The following is a 17,975-nucleotide window of genomic DNA, read 5'->3' as shown; positions in this document are numbered from 1 at the left end:
AGACGGGTGCCGCTCCATGTGTTGGACCTCGAACTGCCCAAGCACGTCGACGAGGCGTTGGCAGGTTATCTCGCCGACCGCCGGGCGTTGGGCGTCCGCATGGAGGAGACCTTCACCAGCGCGGTGGACGCGCTGTCCGATTTCGTCCTCGGCGGCGGCAAGCGGATCCGGCCGACGTTCGCGTGGTGGGGCTGGCGCGCCGCCGGCGGCGACCCGGGCGACGAGCTGGCCGACGCCGTGCTCACCGCCGTCAGCTCGTTGGAGCTGCTCCAGGCGTGCGCGCTGGTGCACGACGACCTGATGGACGCCTCCGAGACGCGCCGCGGCATGCCCACCGTGCACGTCCGGTTCGCGCGCGAGCACCGCGCCGAGGGCTGGCTGGGTGAAGCCGACCGGTTCGGGCTCGCGGCGTCGGTGCTGATCGGCGACGTGGCGCTGGCCTGGGCGGACGACATGCTGTTCGCCGCCGGCCTGCCCACCGACGCGTTGCAGCGGCTGAGCCTGCCGTGGCGGGACATGCGCACCGAGATGCTGGCCGGCCAGTTCCTCGACGTGCTGACCCAGGCGCGCGGCGACAGCTCGCCGGACGCCGCGCTGCGCATCGACCGGCTCAAGACCGCCGCGTACACCGTGGAACGGCCGCTGCACATGGGCGCCGCGATCGGCGCGGGCTCACCCGAGCTGGTGGCGGGCCTGCGCTCGTTCGGCGCGGACATCGGGGTGGCGTTCCAGCTGCGGGACGACCTGCTCGGCGTGTTCGGCGACCCCGCGGTGACCGGCAAGCCCGCCGGCGACGACCTGCGCGAGGGCAAGCGGACGCTGCTGGTGGCGCTGGGGATGCAGTTCGGCGCGGACGTGCTGCACGAGGCGCTGGGCAAGCCCGACCTGGACGTGGCGATGGTGGACGAGGTGCGCACCCGGCTGCGCGAGGTCGGCGCGGTGGACGCGATCGAGGACCGGATCGCCGAGCTGACCGGGTCGGCACTGCGCGCCCTCGACCGCGCGCCGATCGCCGAACCGGCCGGTGAGCGGCTGGCGGAGCTGGCGGTCAGCGCCACGAAGCGGACCTACTGACCATGCGCACGGTCACCGGCCGCGCCGACCACGTCGTCGTGGTCGGCGCGGGTCTCGCCGGCTTGTCCGCGGCGCTGCACCTGCTCGGCGCCGGCCGCCGGGTCACCGTGGTCGAGCGGGACGCCGTGCCCGGCGGCCGGGCCGGGCGGCTGGACCTGGGCGGGTACCGGTTCGACACCGGGCCGACCGTGTTGACCATGCCGGAGCTGGTGGACGAGGCTCTGAACGCGGTCGGCGACTCGCTGCGCGACCGGCTGGACCTGCGTCCCGTCGAGCCCGCTTACCGCGCCCGGTTCGCCGACGGCAGCACGCTGGACGTGCACGCGGACGCCGAGGCGATGGAGGCCGAGGTGCGCCGGTTCGCCGGTCCGCGCGAGGCCGAGGGGTACCGGGCGCTGCGCCGCTGGCTGACCGAGCTGTACCGGGTGGAGCGCGACGCGTTCATCGGCGCGAACTTCGACTCGCCGCTGTCCCTGCTCACGCCCCAGTTGGCGAAGCTGGCCGCGTTGCGCGGGTTCGCCCGGCTGGGGCCGTCGGTGGCGCGGTTCCTGCGCGACGAGCGGTTGCAGCGGGTGTTCTCGTTCCAGTCGCTGTACGCGGGCGTGCCGCCGCGCAAGGCCCTCGCCGCGTACGGCGTGATCGCGTACATGGACACCATCGCGGGCGTCCACTACCCGCAGGGCGGGATGCGGGCGTTGCCGGACGCGTTGGCGGCAGCGGCCCGGGACGCGGGCGCCGACCTGCGCTTCCAGACCCCGGTGGCCTGGCTGGAACGCATCGGCGGCCGGGTCGCCGCCGTGCGCACCACGCACGGCGAGCGCATCCCGTGCGACGCGGTCGTGCTCACCCCGGACCTGCCGGTGTCGTACCGCCTGCTGGGCCACCGCCCGCGCCGCCCGCTGCCGATGACGTGGTCGCCCTCGGCGGTCGTGCTGCACGCGGGCGTGGACCGGACGTGGCCGGAACTGGCCCACCACACCTTGTTCTTCGGCCGCGCGTGGGACCGGACGTTCGACGAGCTGACCCGCCGCGGCACGCTGATGAGCGACCCGTCGCTGCTGGTCACCGCGCCGCCCGGCCAGGGCATGTTCGTGCTGGCGCCCGTGCCGAACCTGCGCACCGGCCCGATCGACTGGGACCGGGTCGGCCCCGCCTACCGGGACGAGCTGGTCGGCGTGCTGGAGGCGCGCGGGCTGACCGGGTTCGGCGACTCCATCCAGGTCGAGCACCTGGTCACGCCGAACGACTGGGCCGCGATGGGCCTGGCCGCCGGCACGCCGTTCTCCGCCGCGCACACGTTCGCCCAGACCGGCCCGTTCCGGCCGCGGAACCTGGTGCTGGACAACGTGGTGCTGGCCGGCTGCGGCACCACGCCGGGTGTGGGCGTGCCGCCGGTGCTGATCTCCGGCCGGCTGGCCGCGCAGCGGATCACGGGGTCGGTCAGCGCGAGCTCACGCCGCCCGGCGGCAAGGCCACGAGCGCACACCCCGCGGTGATCACGAGGCTCCGCGCCGGCGGGCCGTCCACAGCTCGAACGTGACACCGCGCACGCCGTCACGACCGCCGCGCACCACACCCCCGAACCGGTCGACGCCGACCGCTGCGGACCTGCGCAGGCTCGCGGCCCGGTCAGCGCGATCCGCCGGCCGCGGTCCGCCTGGCCGAGATCCCAGCCTCGACGCAGGTGGAACCCGTCCCCGCTCCGGGACCGAATACTCCATGTGGCCACTCCCCCGGGCGGCCGGGCCGTGCGAGGATCCGTCCGGGTGTTACGAGCGTGTCACCAGGTTGAGCAATCACGTGCAGGCCCGTCCCGCCGTTGTGCGACGATGTTGCCGCGATGGCCGCGACCCCGTCTTCTCCACGATCGAGCGCCGCACCTGTCGAGCCGGTGCGGTCGTCGGCTACCCAGGTTCCGGAGCAGGCCGCCCGCTCGAACCGGACGGACCGGACGGACCGGGCAGATCCCGGCGGCATCCCCATCCGGACGATCCTGCTCGGCGTCGGCGGCGTCATGCTGCTCGCGCTCGGCGGCACCGGCGCGGGCGCGATCCTCAAGCACGACCCGCTGATCGCCGACACCACGCTGAGCTTCATCCGGTACGGCCACGGCCACGACCTGGCCACCGCGGTCCTCTACATCGGGCTCGGCATGGTCGTCTGGGCGTGGATCCGGCTGGGCCGGATGGTGCGCAACCGGCACGTCGGCACCGCGGCGGTGCTGACCGCGATCGTCGCCTGGACCCTGCCGCTGCTGTTCGCGCCGCCGTTGTTCAGCAAGGACATCTACAGCTACCTGGCTCAGGGCCAGCTCGCGCTCAACGGCCTGGACCCCTACTCGGTCGGGCCGGCGGTGCTGCAGAGCCCCCTGTCGGACAACGTGAGCTGGGTCTGGCAGAACACCCCGGCGCCGTACGGACCGCTGTTCCTGATGCTCGCCGAGGGCGTCGTCTGGGTGACCGGCGGCAGCGTCATCGGCGGCGTGGTGATCATGCGGTTCGTGCTCGCCATCGGCCTGGTCCTGCTGTGCTGGGCGCTGCCCGGCCTCACCCGCCACCTCGGCGGACACCCCGCGACCGCGCTGTGGGTGGCCGCCGCGAACCCGCTGATGCTGGTGCACCTGATCGCCGGCGCGCACAACGACCTGCTCATGGTCGGCCTGCTGGCCGCTGGTGTGCTGCTCGTGCTGGACCGCAGGCACGTGCTGGGCATCGCGGTGGTGACGCTGGCGTTCGCGGTGAAGGCCACCGCCGTGGTCGCGCTGCCGTTCCTGGTGCTGATCTGGGCACGTCGGCTGCCCGGCACGCGGAGCGCGCAGCTGGGCAAGGCCATCGCCGGCGGCGTGGCCACGTTCGTCTCGGTGTTCGCCGCGACCACCCTCGTCTCCGGGCTGGACCTGGGCTGGATCCCGGCCCTCAGCTCCTCGTCCACGATCGTGAACTGGCTGTCCCTGCCCAGCGCGGTCGGCGACTTCGCGCACACCGTGGTCAGCGCGTTCGTCCTGGTCGAACCGGGCTGGTTCATGACCATCGCCCGCGCGCTGGGCTCCGTGCTGCTGGTCTACATCGCGTGGCGGCAGTGGCGGGCCGCGCGGGACGGCGGCCCGGAGGCGGTGCGCCGCGCCGCGATCACCATGCTGGCCGTGGCCCTGCTCTCCCCCGCCACGCTGCCCTGGTACTTCAGCTGGCCGCTGGTCATGGCCGCCGCGCTGCCGTGGACCGAGACCGGGCTGAAGGCGGCGGCGTTCTTCTCCACCTGCTTGCTGCTGGTGACGTTCCCCAACGGCGACACCGCGCTGTACGCGTGGGTCTACCTGGTGATGGTCGCCGCCGTGTCCGCGCTCGCCTGCGTGTCGCTGACCAAGCCCGATCCGCTGCGGCTGTCCGGCAGGTACGCGTGACGGACCTGGCCGCGGCGTACGCCCGTTGCCGCGAGCTGAACGCCCGGCACGGCCGCACGTTCTTCCTCGCCACCAGGCTGCTCCCCGCCGACCAGCGGCCCGCCGTGCACGCCCTGTACGGCTTCGCCCGGTGGGCCGACGAGATCGTGGACAGCGGAGAGTCCGCCGACCCGGCGACCGAACTGAAGCAGTGGGAAGCGCGGCTGGACGAGGAGTGGGCCGGGCGGACGACCGGCCACCCGGTGCTGGCCGCCGTGGTGGACACCGCGCACCGGTACTCGATCGACCACGCGCTGTTCACCGCGTTCCTGGCGTCGATGCGGATGGACCTGACCGTCACGTCGTACCCGGACTTCGCCGCCCTGGAGCGGTACGTGCACGGTTCGGCCGCGGTGATCGGGCTCCAGCTGCTGCCGGTCTTCGGCACGGTCGTGCCGCGGGCCGAGGCCGAACCGTCCGCCGCCGCGCTCGGCCGGGCGTTCCAGCTGACGAACTTCTTGCGTGACGTCGGGGAAGACTTGGACCGGGGGCGGCTGTACCTGCCGGAGGACGTGCTGGCGGTGCACGGCGTCGACCGCGAGCTGCTGGTGTGGTGCCGGCGGACCGGGAAGCCGGACCAGCGGGTGCGGCGGGCGTTGCGGCACTTCGTCGCGCACGCGTTCGCCGAGTACCGGGAGGCCGAGGTGGGGGTGCCGATGCTGCGGCCCGTGTCACGGCCGTGCGTGCGGACCGCGCTCACGCTGTACCGGGAGATCCTGGACGAGATCGTGGCGGCCGACTACCAGGTGCTGGACCGGCGGGTGGCGGTGCCGGACTCGCGGCGGCTGGCGGTCGCCGTGCCCGCGTTCGGGCGCGCGCTCGTGGCCAGGGCCGTACACCGCTCCCGTCGCTAGCACCGCGCCGTCCGGGAGCCGCGCGGGGGCTGTGCGGGCGGCGTCCGGGCGCAGGACGACGCCCGGACGGTCCCCGTTTCAGGGCCGCCCGGACGTCGCCGGTCGTCGGGGTGGTGCTGGGCTCGTCAGAAAGCCAGTGCCTGTGCCCGGCGCTTCACCTCACGGCCGCGGTCGCCGCGCAACGCCTCGATGGGCGTGCCGGGGAGGGTTTCGTCCTCGGCGAACAGCCACCGGAGGATCTCTTCGGTCGAGAAGCCGGAATCACGCAGCACCGTGACGGTGCCCGGCAGCCCCTTCACGACGCCTCCGGCAGCGAGGAACGCGGCGGGGACGACGAGGACACCGTTCCGGCGCTCCGCGAGGAGCTGACCGTCGCGCAGCAACTGTTGGACACGGTTGATCGGTAGGGCAAGACGCTCGGCGACCTCGGGTAGAGGCAGGACCTCCAGGTCGGGAGCCAGCACATCCGCAGCGGCAGGAATCGCACTCACCTGCGTCACGATGCCACAACGACGTGAACGACGCCCTGCGCCAACCGGGTGGTGGGCATACACCCTCGGGTCGACTGTCCGCCACCCCCTGTTCCACCGGGGTTTGACGCGGATCCCACAAGCACGCGTGGGATGCTCCGACGCACAGCATCGGTCGGCATCACCCCACCGTACGATCCACGGCTGTGGAAAGGTCGGCTTCGAACGTGATCGGCGGGTTGCTCGAACAACGCTACCGGGTCGGCACCCTGGTGGCCCGGGGCGGTATGTCCACCGTGTACCGCGGTGTGGACACCCGCCTGGAGCGCGCCGTGGCCATCAAGGTCATGGACCCCCGGTTCTCCGCCGACCCCCAGTTCGTCGCGCGGTTCGAGCGCGAGGCGCGTGCCGCGGCGAAGCTCCACCACCCGGGCGTGGTGCAGGTGCACGACCAGGGCGTGGACGAGGACCGGGTCTTCCTGGTGATGGAACTGGTCGAGGGCGGCACGCTGCGCGACCTGCTCACCGCCCGCGGCAAGCTGGACGTGCCGCTGGCGCTGACCGTGATCGAGAAGATCCTCTCGCCGCTGGCCGCCGCGCACCGCGCCGACCTCGTGCACCGGGACGTGAAGCCGGAGAACGTGCTCATCGGGTCGGGCGGCACGGTCAAGGTCGCCGACTTCGGCCTGGTCCGGGCGGTGTCCGCGGTCGGCGTGACCAGCGACACGATGATCCTCGGCACAGTCGCCTACCTCTCCCCCGAACAGGTCACCACGGGGATCACCGACGCGCGCAGCGACGTCTACTCCGCCGGCGTGCTGCTGTACGAGATGCTGACCGGCACGCCGCCGTACGTCGGCGACAACGCGATCTCGGTGGCCTACCGGCACGTGAACGACGAAGTCCCGCCGGTGCCGGACGTGCCCGCCGAAGTGGCCGAGCTGGTCCGCCGCGCGACCCGCAAGGAGCCGTTCCTGCGGCCCGCGGACGCCGACTCGTTCCTGTCCGAGGTGGAGACGGCGCGGGCGATGCTCGGGCTGGCCACCGTGGACGTCCCGGTGCCCGCCTCCACGCCCGCGGAGGAGCCGACGGAGCACGTGCGCGCACCGGCTCCACCCCCGCCGAGCCCGGCCGAGCAGACGGTGCGGGTGGAGCCGGTGCGGGTGGCCGCCGGCGTGCCGTTCGCCGAGCCGACCGTGCCCGTGCACCGGCCGAACCCGCTCGTGCCGCCGTCCTCCGGCCCGCAGGGCACCAAGGCGATCTCGCGGGCGGAGCTGCTCATGCCGCCGTCCGAGCCCCTGCCCGCGGCGCCCCAGCCACGACCGGCCCGCGTGCGGCCGAAGAGACCGCCGAAGAAGACGCCCGAACAGCTGTACGAGGAGATGCGGGCGCGCAGCAAGCGGCAGTTCGTCACGTGGCTCAGCGTCGTGGTGGTGGCCGCGATCGTGGTCGGGACCTTCAGCTGGTGGCTCGCGGTCGGCCGGGTCACCCGGGTGCCGGACCTGGTCGGCAAGGAACTGTCCACGGCCATCGCGCTGCTCGACGAGGCCTCGCTCAAGTCGACCTCGCGCAACGAGCACAGCGACACCGTGCCCACCGGTCAGGTGATCAGCACCGATCCGCCGGTCGGGACCGAGGCCAACCAGGGCGACCACGTGCGCATCCTGGTGTCGGCGGGCAAGCCGGTCGTGCCGCAGGTCAGCGCGGGCTCCGAGGTGGCCGTGGCCGAGCGGGAGATCGCGTCGGTCGGGTTGAAGTCCCAGCTCAACCCCGCCGAGGACGCGTTCAGCGATCGCGTGCCCAAGGGCCAGGTGGTGACGTTCAAGCCCGCGCCCGGCACGCCGGTGCCGATCGGCTCCACCGTGGTCATCGTGCTGAGCAAGGGTTCCGAGCCCAAGCCCGTGCCGAGCGTGACCGGCAAGACGAAGGACGAGGCGTTCGCCGAGCTGAGCGCGGCCGGGTTCGAGCCGGTCGAGGGCCCGGCCGAGTTCTCCGCGGCGGTCGACGCGGGCAAGGTCGTCCGCACCGACCCGCAGGCGGGCTCCAACCTGCCGGCGAACAACCGGAAGGTGACCGTCGTGCTGTCCAACGCGGTGACCGTGCCGCAGGTGGAGGGCAAGCAGGTCAAGGAAGCGAAGAAGATCCTGGAGCAAGCGGGCCTCAAGGTGGACGTCCAGTTCAACGGCCGCGACCGGGCCCGGGTGATCAACCAGTCCGTCCGGGGCGGGGAGCGCGTCCCGAAGGACAGCCAGATCACGCTCATCGCCGTGTAGCACGACCGGCTGTGGTGCTGGAACGGCAGTGGCCCCCGACTCCAGGAGTCGGGGGCCACTGCGCGGAACAGCGGGTCAGCTGCGGAGCATCTCCGCGACCAGGAACGCCAGCTCCAGCGACTGCTGGGTGTTCAGCCGCGGGTCGCAGGCCGTCTCGTAGCGGCCGGCCAGGTCGATGTCCGAGATCTCCTGGGCGCCGCCCAGGCACTCGGTGACGTCCTCGCCGGTCAGCTCGATGTGGATGCCGCCGGGGTGCGTGCCGAGCCTGCGGTGCACCTCGAAGAAGCCCTGCACCTCGTCCACGATCCGGTCGAAGTGCCGGGTCTTGTAGCCGGTGGACGCCTCGTGCGTGTTGCCGTGCATCGGGTCGCACTGCCAGATGACCTGGTGGCCGGAGGCGGTGACCTTCTCCACGATCGGCGGCAGCACGTCGCGCACCTTGCCGTTGCCCATCCGGCTGATCAGCGTGAGCCGGCCGGGCTGGTTGTGCGGGTCCAGCCGCTCGACGTACTCGACCGCCATCTCCGGCGTGGTCGACGGGCCGATCTTCAAGCCGATCGGGTTGGACAGCAGTTCGGCGAACGCGATGTGCGCGCCGTCCAGCTGCCTGGTCCGCTCGCCGATCCACAGGAAGTGGGACGACAGGTCGTACAGCCTCGGCTGGTCGCCGTTGGTGTCCAGGCGCAGCAGCGCGCGCTCGTAGTCGAGCAGCAGTGCCTCGTGCGAGGCGAAGATCTCGGTGGTGTGCAGCGACGCGTCGTTCACACCGCACGCCGACATGAACCGCAGGCCGCGGTCGATCTCACCGGCCAGCGCCTCGTACCGCTCACCCGCCGGCGACTGGCGGACGAAGTCCTTGTTCCAGTCGTGCAGCTTGTGCAGGTCGGCCATGCCCGCGGTGGTCATGGCGCGCAGCAGGTTCATCGCCGCGCCCGCGTTGGCGTAGGCGCGGATCATCCGGGACGGGTCCGGCACGCGCGCCTCGGGCGTCGGGACCAGCGAGTTGACGATGTCACCCCGGTAGGACGGCAGGCCGAGCGCGTCGATGCCCGACGAGCGCGGCTTGGCGTACTGGCCCGCGATGCGGCCGATCTTCACCACCGGCAGGCTGGCGCCGTACGTGAGCACGACGGCCATCTGGAGGAGGGTCCGGATGTTGGCGCGGATGTGCGGCTCGGTGTTGTCCGCGAACGTCTCCGCGCAGTCACCGCCCTGCAGCAGGAACGCCTCGCCGCGGGCGACCTCGGCCAGGTTGGCGCTCAGCCGGTCGATCTCGGCCGGCACGGTGATCGGCGGCACGCTCTCCAGCACGGCGCGCACCCGGCGCACCTGCTCGGCGTCCGGCCACTCCGGCTGCTGGGCGGCGGGCCGCTCCAGCGCGTCGTCCAGCCGCGCGCGGAGCTCGGGCGGAAGGGGCGGAAGCTCGGGAAGCGTGTCCACGGGCACGTCCACGGTCCAGTTCACACGTTAAAGATAGCTGTCCACGCCTCGGGACGGGCAGGGGTCCGGCTGTGCATGATGTGGGCCATGCCCGACACCCGGCTGGATGACGACACGGCGGCCAGGCTGCTGTCGACCGCGGTGGAGAACATCCGGCGCGACTACCCGGTGCACTGGTCGCACGTGGTGACCGGGGACGCCGACCTGGTGCCCCAGCGGGTGCTGCACCCGATCTTCGCCGGGTCGTTCGACTGGCACTCGTGCGTGCATCAGACCTGGTTGGCGGTCCGCGTGCTGCGGTCGCGGCCGGACGTCGAGGGTGCGACGGAGGCCCGCCGTGCGCTGGACTCGCTGATCACCCCGGCGCACGCGGAGACCGAGGCGGCGTACTTCGACGGCCCCGGCGGCGGGTTCTGGGAGCGGCCCTACGGGTGGGCGTGGCTGCTCGTGTTGGATGCGGAACTCCGCACCTGGGGTTCACCGTGGGCGGCGGCGCTGCGGCCGTTGAGCACGGTTCTGCGTGACCGGTATCTCGCCAAGGTGGCCGGGGCGCGGCTGCCGAACCGGTCCGGCACGCACGGCAACACCGCGTTCGCCACCGGGCTCGTGCTCGACGCGGCGCGCGCCGTGGGTGACGAAGAGCTGGCCGCGGCGTGCGCGGAGGCGGCGTTGCGGTGGCACCGGGAGGACGTCGGGTACGGCGGGTTCGAGCCGGACGCGGCGGACTTCCTGTCGCCCGCGCTGACCGAGGCGGACCTGATGCGGCGGGTGCTGCCGGCCCCCGCGTTCACGGCGTGGTTCGAGGCGTTCCTGCCGAACCTGGAGGAGGCGCGCTGGAAGGTGCTGCGCGAGCCGGTGCCGGTGGACGACCCGGGCGACGCGCACGGCTCGCACCTGATCGGGCTCGCCCTGTCCCGCGCCTGGCAGTGGCGTGCGATCACCGCCGCCCTGCCGCCCGACCACCGCTACACCGACCTGGCCCGCACCGCCGCCGACGCCCACCGCGAAGCCGGCCTGGCCTACGTCTTCGGCCACGGCTACTACGCCGAGCACTGGCTCGGCACCTTCGCCGCCTACCTCCACCTGTCCGCCCACTGACCCCGCGAGTCCTCCACCCAGACACCGCGTGTCCTCCGTTCAGGACGCGTGAGCCCTCCGTTCGCGTACTCCGAGTTCAACGCTCGGAACACCCGCGGAAACGCCAAGCGCCCCGAACGCAGTCGTCCGGGGCGCCTGAACGGGGGTCGATCAGCCGAAGAAGACCTCGGCCTCTGCGTAGCGGTGCGCCGGAACGGTCTTCAGCTCCGCCGTCGCCTCCGCCAGCTTCACCCGGACGATCTCCGTGCCGCGCAGCGCGACCATGACGCCGAAGTCGCCCTCGGCGACCGCGTCCACCGCGTGCAGGCCGAACCGGGTGGCGAGCACGCGGTCGTAGGCGGTCGGGATGCCGCCGCGCTGGACGTGGCCCAGCACGACCGCGCGGGACTCCTTGCCGGTCCGCTCCGCGATCTCCTCGGCCAGCCAGGTGCCGATGCCGCCCAGCCGCACGTGGCCGAACGCGTCCTTCTCGCCGGAGTGCAGCACCTCGGCGCCGCCCTCGGGCATGGCGCCCTCGGCGACCACGATGATCGGGGCGAACTGGCGCTCGAAGCGCCGCTCCACCCACTCGACGACCTTCTCGACGCTGAACTTCCGCTCCGGCACCAGGATCACGTTCGCGCCGCCGGCCAGACCGGAGTGCAGCGCGATCCAACCCGCGTGCCGACCCATGACCTCGACGACGAGCGCCCGGTGGTGCGACTCGGCCGTCGTGCGCAGCCGGTCGATCGCCTCCGTGGCGATGTGCACCGCGGTGTCGAAGCCGAACGTGTAGTCGGTCGCGCCCAGGTCGTTGTCGATGGTCTTCGGCACGCCGACGACGCCGATGCCGTCGTCGGTCAGTCGCTTCGCGACGCCGAGGGTGTCCTCGCCGCCGATCGCGATCAGCGCGTCGACCTTGTTGGCCGCGAGGTTCTCGCGGATCCGGTCGACACCGCCCTCGACCTTGTAGGGGTTGGTGCGCGAGGAGCCGAGGATGGTGCCGCCCCTGGTGAGGATGTCCTCGACTTCACCGAGCCCGACCGGCTTGGTCAGGTTCTCGATCGGTCCCTGCCACCCGTTCCGGAACCCGACGATCTCCCAGCCGTGAGCCTCGATGCCCTTGCGGGTCACCGCGCGGATGACCGCGTTGAGGCCGGGGCAGTCGCCACCGCCGGTGAGCACACCAATGCGCATTTGCTTAGCCAATCTCTTCTCGTGGCGTGGGTCACCCAAGACTGACACGCCCTGGATCGGTGCAGCAAGCGAGGGTCCACCTACCGGACCGCGAAACCCTTGCGCAGCCGCTCGGTCTCTATCACCTTCCACCGTGCCAGGTTGTGCCGCGCGTCGGCCAACGCGTCGTGCGCGTCGGCGGGAGCGGGCGGCAGGTACGGCTTGCCCACGTCCTCCCAGCGTTGACGCAGGTCGCGGGTGAACCGGGGCAGGCAGCGGGGCAAGGTCGGCATCGGGCCCCAGAGCTGGGCCAACGCCACGTGGTCGTACGCGGCGAACCACGCCCACAGCTCGATGTCGTCCCGGTTGGCCTTGGCGCCGCCGAGGAACTCGAGCAGGTCGTTCCGGATCCGCTCACGGCTGCGCCACGCCTTGTCGGCGGGCGACGGCAGCTGGTTGAGCACGTTGGCGCGCACCCACGGACCGGCCTTGGCCGGGTCGAACTCGGTGGACACGGCGTAGAACTCGCGGCCTTCCTCGTCGACCACTCCGATGGAGACGAGGTCGATCGTCACCCCGTCCTCGATGAACTCACAGTCGTAGAAGAACCGCACCCCACCAGCCTAGGGTGCCGGATCAGCCGGCCTTCGTCTCGGGCAGCCGATCGACCGCTTTCGCGGGTCGGGGCGCGCCCTGGTCCTCCTTGGCCTTGGTCGCGTACACGTCGACGTACTCCTGGCCGGACAGCTCCATCAGGGCGTACATGATCTCGTCGGTGATCGACCGCAGCACGAACCGGTCACCGGACAGACCCGCGTACCGGGAGAAGTCCAGCGGCTTGCCGATCTTGATCCGGATCGGGTACGGCTTCCACATCCGCGAGCCGATGGGGTTGGCCTTGTCCGTGCCGAACATCGCGATCGGGATGACGGGCGCGCCGGACTCCAACGCGATCCACGCCACACCGACCTTGCCCTTGTACAGCCGGCCGTCGGGCGAGCGGGTGCCCTCGGGGTAGATGCCCAGCAGCTTGCCCTCGCGCACGATGCGCACGCCGGTGTCGAGCGCGCCCTGGGCGGCCGACGCGCTGGACCGGTCGATCGGGACCTGGCCTACGCCGTAGAAGAACCAGCGTTGCAGCGCCCCCTTGAAGCCCTTGCCGGTGAAGTACTCGATCTTGGCTGGGAAGGTGACCCGGCGGGACAGCTTCAACGGCAGGAAGAACGAGTCGGAGACCGCGAGGTGATTGCTCGCCAGGATCGCGCCACCCTCCTTCGGGATGTTCTCCGCGCCCTCGATGATCCGGGGTCGGAAGAACAGGTTCAGGAGCGGCCCGAGAAAGATGTGTTTCATCAACCAGTAGAGCACCGCTGGGAGCGCCTCCTCGACGAGCTTGATCCCCGCCGTCAGCCTACGGAGCCGACGGCAGAACACACAACGAACACGCACGCGGAGGCGGTACGGTCCCAACGTCCACCGGCTGCCGTAATCCGCAACACAACCGGCTCGTGGGACGATGGAACCTGGCAGAGGGTTGGCCTTCACGACCCGGAGGGCTGGAGCACGCCGATGAACTCCCGACGCGACTCGACCGACGGCCCGGAGGACGTGGACGCGACCTTCGCCGAGATCGTGGCGGGCCTGGAACGCGAAGGCGTGGGCAGGCAGGCCTGGTCCTCCGAGGAGGTCGAACCGGACGAAGGCGACGAGGCGGAGCCCGTCCGGCCGGTGCGGCCCGAGGGTCAGCCGGTGGTGGCCACCGTCGAGGACAGGCCTGATGACGTCGACGGTCGTGACGACGTCGAGTCGGACGACCCGAACGACCACTACGTGCCGCCGGAGCCGCCGCCGTTGCCGGCGTTGCGGCGGGGCACGATCGCGGCGTTGGCGCTGATCGCGCTGGGTGTCGTGCTGCTGGTCGTGCCGGGGCTGTTCGGGTTGACCGGTGCGATCGGGACGCCGTTGGCGTTGATCGTGATGTGCTCGGGGGCCGGGTGGCTGGTGCTGCGGATGCGCAGCGGGCCGCCGCCCGACTCGGGCTGGGACGACGGTGCGGTCCTCTGACGCTCGCCTGAACGCGCGACTGGCGGTGCCCGAACGCGCGATTCGCAGTGTCCGAGTGGACGACTCGCGGTGCCTGGCTGGAGGACTCGCGCGGGGTCAGGGGTGGAGGGTGGCCGTCAGGCGGATGGTGTAGCCGTCCGGGCCGCGGGTCATGGTGACGTCGTGGCAGGTGCGGTGGGTCAGCCAGAGGCCCACGCCGGCCGTCGACGTCTGGCTGGTGGGGATCAGGCCGGCCGTGGGCGACAGGGGGCCGTCGCCGTGGTCGGTGATCGCCACCACGACGTGGGTGGGGACGACCCAGGCGCGCAGCGTCACCGGCGGCTTGCCGTGGGACAGGGCGTTGGTGACGGCCTCGCTCGCGGCGTACACGATGTCGTCCACGTCGTCGCGGCTCAGCCGGGTGGCGGCACAGGCCGCCGTCACCGCGCGCCGCGCCTCGGCGGGCACCGGGTCGGTCAGCTCGACCACCGGCGGATCGGCTTCGAGCGCGGTGGGAACGGTGGGCGGCAACGTCCAGGTCGAGTGGCTCGGGTTCGGCCGGTGCGCGCCGTCCGGCCCCGTCACGTGCGGGTGGGCGCGCAGCACGTCCGCCAGCACCGGGGCCGGCGTGGTGCGCAGGTCGTACGGGCACAGGCCCCACAGCGGGACGTCGGCGAACACGTCGTTCACCGCCGCCTCGTACCGCGACCACCAGTCCCAGGACGCGCCGACGCCGGGGTGCGGCACGTCGCCCAGCACCCGGATCTGCGCCGCACCCGCGTACTCGGCGAACAGCTTCCGGTAGGTCAGGATCGACTCGGTCGGCCGCTCGTACTGGTCCGCACCGGGCAGGAAGACCACCCCGGAGACGTCGGCCACCGCGTCCCGGACCAGCCGCTCGTTGGCCGGGTGGCACGCCACCACGACCGGCTCGCCGGCCACCACACCACCGTCGACGAACGGGGCCACGATGGACCGGAAGTCCTCGTCGCTGCCGTAGAACGCCGTCTCGTGGAAGTAACCGACGTGGTCACGCGCCGCACCCGTCCGAACACTCATCCGAACACCGCGTGATCGTTCCAGACCTCGCGAACGCAGTCGCGCGGCCCCTGTCCCCGGAAGGCTGCCACGGCGCCGGAGGTGCGCATGCCCGCGATGCTACGCGCGCCGAGCCGTCAAGTGGCCGACACCGGTCACCGGGCCCGTCCGTTGCGAGCCGTCCGACCGGCCACGTCACGCGCCAGCGTCGCCACCCCGACGATGCCCGCGTCGTCTCCGAGCTGGGCCGTCCGGATGCGCGCCAGCGGCCGGTGCCCGGCGCCGGTCACCACGGTCGCGTAGTGCTCCCGCGCGTCGTCGAGGAACAGCGGCGCGGACTCCGACACGCCACCGCCGATCACCACGACCTCCGGGTCGTACACGTCCGCGACCAGCGCCAAGCCCTCCCCCAGCCACCGGGCCAGGTCCGCCATCGCGCGCTGCGCCAACGGGTCGCCGTCCCGCGCCGCGCCCGCCACCCGCCGCCCGGTCACCGCCCGTGAGTCGCCCAACGCCTCCCGCGCCAGCACCGTCGACAGCCCAGGGTGCCGGGCCAGCAGCTCGACCGCGGTGGTGCTCAACGCGGTGCCGCTGCAATACCGCTCCCAGCAGCCGTTCTTGCCGCACGGGCAGGGTCGCCCGTCCGGCACCAGCCGCAGGTGACCCAGTTCGGGCGCGACGCCGTACGCGCCGCGGAACACCTGGCCGTCGATCAACAGCGCCCCGCCGATCCCGGTGCCGATCGCGACCAGCGCGGCGATCTTCGCCCCGCGCGCCGCGCCGAACCGGTGCTCGGCGAGCGCGGCGGCGTTCGCGTCGTGCTCCAGCACCACCGGCATGCCGACGCGCCGCGAGATCCGCTCCGCCACCGGCGCCTGCCGCCACGCGAGGTGCGGCGCGAACCGCACGGTCATCCGGTCCGAGGCCACGAACCCGGCCACCGCCAAGCCGACCGCGGCCACCTCGTGCCGGGCCGCCAGCTCGGCGACGGCCGCGCCGATCGCCTCTTCCAACGCCTCTTCACCGCTGGGCGTGGCCGCACGCGCCGTGTCGAGCACCGCGCCGTCGCTGTCGACCACCCCCGCGCGCACGCTCGTCCCGCCGACGTCGACGCCGACAGTCAGCACTGCGCACCCTTGTCCCGCCGCACCACCGGGATGTGCTGGACGCGCGGCTTCCGCTCCCCTTCGGGCTCGGAGGACGCCGCGGGCGGCGGCACGGGCTCGGCCAACGCCGCCCGCAGCACCGCGATCAGCCCGGCCACGTGCTCGGCGGCCTTCGCGGCCAGCTCCGACCGGTCACCGCGGGCCAACGCCACCGCGTTGCACAACGGGCACCAGCCGCACGTCCGGTCGTCGTGCTCGCCCTCGGCGGCCACCCGGTGCAGCCACGGCTGCGCCCGCTCGGCGGCGGCGTCGAGCAGCAGTCGCAGCTCCTCGGCAAGCTTCGAGTCCACGCGCCTCACCGCATCCACAGATCGGGGTCGGGTGCGAACCGCACCGCCAACCCGGTGTCGTCCAGCTCCGCGCCGGTCACCAGACAACGCTTGAGCAGCGACGGCAGCGCGATGAGCCGGCGCCTGCCGTCCACGGTGACGGCCAGTTCGTCGCCCACCCGGGCCAGGTCGAGCGGTGAGTCGCCGACCGGCAGCGCGATGCGCAGCGTGTACTCCAGCTCGCCGGACCGCACCACCTCCAGCAGCGGTTCGTCCGCGGAGGAACCCTCAAGCGGGTCACGCCCCTGGTAGAGGCCGTCGGCGACGTCCAGCAGCGCGGTCGTGCCCACCGGTTCGGCGGCCCGGTGCTCGACCGTGCGGACGAGCCCGAGGTCGGCCAGTTCGACGAGCACCGCGTCCTGCTCGGCCCGCCGGGTGCGCAGCCACTCGGCCGCCGGACCGCTGTCGGCGCCCGGATCCGGCACGACCCGGTTGGCCACCACGCCGTCGACCCGGATGCCCTGCAACGCCAGCGCCGTCACGGTCCGCCTCGTCTCGGCGGCGACCACCCGTTCCGGGGTGAGGACGAGCCGCACGCTGGTGGATGGCGCGGTCAGCAGGCCGCGCAGCTGGTCCAGGTCCTCCGCCAACCGGCCCAGCGCGTCGGCGGTGGCGTCCCACTTCTCCGCCGTGCCGCTGCCCGCGACACCGGCCAGCAGCCCGCGCACCACCCGTCGGTGGGTCGGGAACAGCCGTTCCAGGTAGGAGGCGAACGCCTCGGGCAGCGCCAGCAGGCGCAACGTCTCGGCGGTCGGACCGCAGTCCACGACCACCACGTCCCACGGTCCGCCGCTCGCCAGCCGGCGCACCTCGGACAGCGCCAGCAGCTCCTCGACGCCGGGCAGGACGGTCAGCTCCTCGGCGTCCAACTCGTCCACGCCCGCGCCGGCGAGCACGGTCCGGAGGTGTCCGCGCAGGTCGCGCCACGCGTCGTCGACGAGCGCACGCGGGTCGATCTGGGCCGCGTGCAGGCTGCCCTCGACCTCGGTGACGTGCCCGGACAGCGGCACGCCGAGCGCGTCGGCGAGCGAGTGCGCCGGATCGGTGGACACGACCAGCGCCTTGCGACCGCCGGCGGCGAGCGCGGCGGCGGTGGCGGTGGCCAAGGTCGTCTTGCCGACCCCGCCCTTACCGGTGAAGAGCAGCAGGCGAGCGCTCATCCAGCGTTTTCCACCCGCCGCTTGAGCTCCTTGAGCGCCGTATCCATGATCATCTTCTCGGCTTTGCGGCGGAACAGGCCGATCATCGGCACGATCAGCTGCACCGAGAGCGTGTAGGTGACCTCGGTCGAGGCGCCCTTGGGGGTCAGCGCGTAGCTGCCCTCCTGCGACTTCTGCATCTGGCCCTTGACCAGGTGCCACGAGATCTTCTTCGTGGACCACTCGTCGTAGGCGAGCACGTACTCGTCCTTGATCGGACCCTGGTCGATGTTGAACCTGACCTGGGCCGCGCGGCCGTCCGCCCCGGTCTCCAGCACCTCGGTGCGCTTCACGCCGTTGGCCCACTGGGGGTAGGCGTCGAAGTCGGCGATGACCGCCACGATCTCCTCGGGCGTCGCGTCGATGACGATGGACTGGGTGGACTCGTCGGCCATGT

Annotated in this window: 17 protein-coding genes; 7 read left to right on the top strand and 10 right to left on the bottom strand. The window is 72.5% G+C overall.

Annotated elements, in window-relative coordinates:
* Positions 1 to 6 precede the first annotated feature (6 nt).
* The 4 genes from ACRAKI_RS07785 to ACRAKI_RS07770 all read left to right on the top strand — a co-directional run bounded on the left by ACRAKI_RS07785 (position 7) and on the right by ACRAKI_RS07770 (position 5,367).
* Positions 7 to 1,074, top strand: a complete 1,068-nt coding sequence (locus ACRAKI_RS07785; RefSeq protein WP_447006366.1) for a polyprenyl synthetase family protein — start codon at positions 7 to 9, stop codon at positions 1,072 to 1,074.
* Between the two features lie 2 nt (positions 1,075 to 1,076).
* Positions 1,077 to 2,570 (top strand): phytoene desaturase family protein, encoded by a 1,494-nt coding sequence (gene crtI, locus ACRAKI_RS07780; RefSeq protein WP_447006365.1) that lies wholly within the window; start codon positions 1,077 to 1,079, stop codon positions 2,568 to 2,570.
* Between the two features lie 344 nt (positions 2,571 to 2,914).
* The gene (mptB, locus tag ACRAKI_RS07775; RefSeq protein WP_447006364.1) at positions 2,915 to 4,474 is read left to right on the top strand and encodes a polyprenol phosphomannose-dependent alpha 1,6 mannosyltransferase MptB; all 1,560 of its coding nucleotides are present in this window, start codon (positions 2,915 to 2,917) and stop codon (positions 4,472 to 4,474) included.
* Positions 4,471 to 5,367: a phytoene/squalene synthase family protein gene (locus ACRAKI_RS07770; RefSeq protein ID WP_447006363.1), complete on the top strand. Its 897-nt coding sequence runs from the start codon at positions 4,471 to 4,473 to the stop codon at positions 5,365 to 5,367. Before mptB ends, ACRAKI_RS07770 begins: the two co-directional genes overlap by 4 nt.
* 125 nt (positions 5,368 to 5,492) lie before the next feature.
* Here ACRAKI_RS07770 and ACRAKI_RS07765 read toward each other — a convergent pair whose 3' ends face one another.
* Entirely contained in the window at positions 5,493 to 5,858 is a 366-nt protein-coding gene (locus ACRAKI_RS07765) for an Rv2175c family DNA-binding protein (RefSeq protein ID WP_447008360.1), read from the bottom strand.
* Positions 5,859 to 6,043: 185 nt separating this feature from the next.
* Here ACRAKI_RS07765 and ACRAKI_RS07760 point away from each other — a divergent pair, with 185 nt between their 5' ends.
* Entirely contained in the window at positions 6,044 to 8,110 is a 2,067-nt protein-coding gene (locus ACRAKI_RS07760; protein WP_447006362.1) for a PASTA domain-containing protein, read from the top strand.
* Between the two features lie 75 nt (positions 8,111 to 8,185).
* Here the strand turns inward: ACRAKI_RS07760 and ACRAKI_RS07755 are convergent, their stop codons facing one another.
* A complete protein-coding gene (locus ACRAKI_RS07755) occupies positions 8,186 to 9,574 on the bottom strand; it encodes a class II 3-deoxy-7-phosphoheptulonate synthase (RefSeq protein ID WP_447006361.1) in 1,389 nt (462 codons plus the stop codon).
* A 63-nt stretch (positions 9,575 to 9,637) separates the two neighbouring features.
* Between ACRAKI_RS07755 and ACRAKI_RS07750 the strand changes: the two genes are divergently transcribed.
* Positions 9,638 to 10,648: a DUF2891 domain-containing protein gene (locus ACRAKI_RS07750; RefSeq protein WP_447006360.1), complete on the top strand. Its 1,011-nt coding sequence runs from the start codon at positions 9,638 to 9,640 to the stop codon at positions 10,646 to 10,648.
* A 150-nt stretch (positions 10,649 to 10,798) separates the two neighbouring features.
* On the opposite strand, the gene ACRAKI_RS07745 is transcribed toward ACRAKI_RS07750, so the two are convergent.
* The 3 genes from ACRAKI_RS07745 to ACRAKI_RS07735 all read right to left on the bottom strand — a co-directional run bounded on the left by ACRAKI_RS07745 (position 10,799) and on the right by ACRAKI_RS07735 (position 13,171).
* On the bottom strand, positions 10,799 to 11,824 hold the full coding sequence (locus tag ACRAKI_RS07745) for a 6-phosphofructokinase (protein WP_447006359.1): 1,026 nt from the start codon (positions 11,822 to 11,824) through the stop codon (positions 10,799 to 10,801).
* A gap of 80 nt (positions 11,825 to 11,904) precedes the next feature.
* Positions 11,905 to 12,417 carry a polyadenylate-specific 3'-exoribonuclease AS gene (locus tag ACRAKI_RS07740; RefSeq protein ID WP_447006358.1) on the bottom strand — a complete coding sequence of 171 codons (513 nt, stop codon included), beginning with the start codon at positions 12,415 to 12,417 and terminating at the stop codon, positions 11,905 to 11,907.
* A gap of 22 nt (positions 12,418 to 12,439) precedes the next feature.
* On the bottom strand, positions 12,440 to 13,171 hold the full coding sequence (locus tag ACRAKI_RS07735) for a lysophospholipid acyltransferase family protein (RefSeq protein WP_447006357.1): 732 nt from the start codon (positions 13,169 to 13,171) through the stop codon (positions 12,440 to 12,442).
* A gap of 201 nt (positions 13,172 to 13,372) precedes the next feature.
* Here ACRAKI_RS07735 and ACRAKI_RS07730 point away from each other — a divergent pair, with 201 nt between their 5' ends.
* Entirely contained in the window at positions 13,373 to 13,867 is a 495-nt protein-coding gene (locus ACRAKI_RS07730) for a hypothetical protein (RefSeq protein ID WP_447006356.1), read from the top strand.
* A gap of 96 nt (positions 13,868 to 13,963) precedes the next feature.
* On the opposite strand, the gene ACRAKI_RS07725 is transcribed toward ACRAKI_RS07730, so the two are convergent.
* The 5 genes from ACRAKI_RS07725 to ACRAKI_RS07705 form a co-directional block, all read right to left on the bottom strand.
* Positions 13,964 to 14,905, bottom strand: coding sequence for an anti-sigma factor RsbA family regulatory protein (locus ACRAKI_RS07725; RefSeq protein WP_447006355.1), 942 nt, complete (start codon positions 14,903 to 14,905; stop codon positions 13,964 to 13,966).
* 134 nt (positions 14,906 to 15,039) lie between these two features.
* Positions 15,040 to 16,011 (bottom strand): ROK family glucokinase, encoded by a 972-nt coding sequence (locus ACRAKI_RS07720; RefSeq protein WP_447006354.1) that lies wholly within the window; start codon positions 16,009 to 16,011, stop codon positions 15,040 to 15,042.
* The gene (locus tag ACRAKI_RS07715) at positions 16,005 to 16,340 is read right to left on the bottom strand and encodes a hypothetical protein (RefSeq protein ID WP_447006353.1); all 336 of its coding nucleotides are present in this window, start codon (positions 16,338 to 16,340) and stop codon (positions 16,005 to 16,007) included. Before ACRAKI_RS07715 ends, ACRAKI_RS07720 begins: the two co-directional genes overlap by 7 nt.
* Before the next feature lie 5 nt (positions 16,341 to 16,345).
* Positions 16,346 to 17,539, bottom strand: coding sequence for an ArsA family ATPase (locus ACRAKI_RS07710; RefSeq protein ID WP_447006352.1), 1,194 nt, complete (start codon positions 17,537 to 17,539; stop codon positions 16,346 to 16,348).
* Entirely contained in the window at positions 17,536 to 17,973 is a 438-nt protein-coding gene (locus ACRAKI_RS07705; RefSeq protein ID WP_447006351.1) for an SRPBCC family protein, read from the bottom strand. The genes ACRAKI_RS07710 and ACRAKI_RS07705 overlap by 4 nt, the downstream gene beginning before the upstream one ends.
* Between the last annotated feature and the right edge of the window lie 2 nt (positions 17,974 to 17,975).

It is taken from the genome of Saccharothrix isguenensis (genome assembly GCF_052936305.1).
Note: the sequence above shows the minus strand (reverse complement) of the source record. Positions and strands in the feature narration are given on the sequence as shown.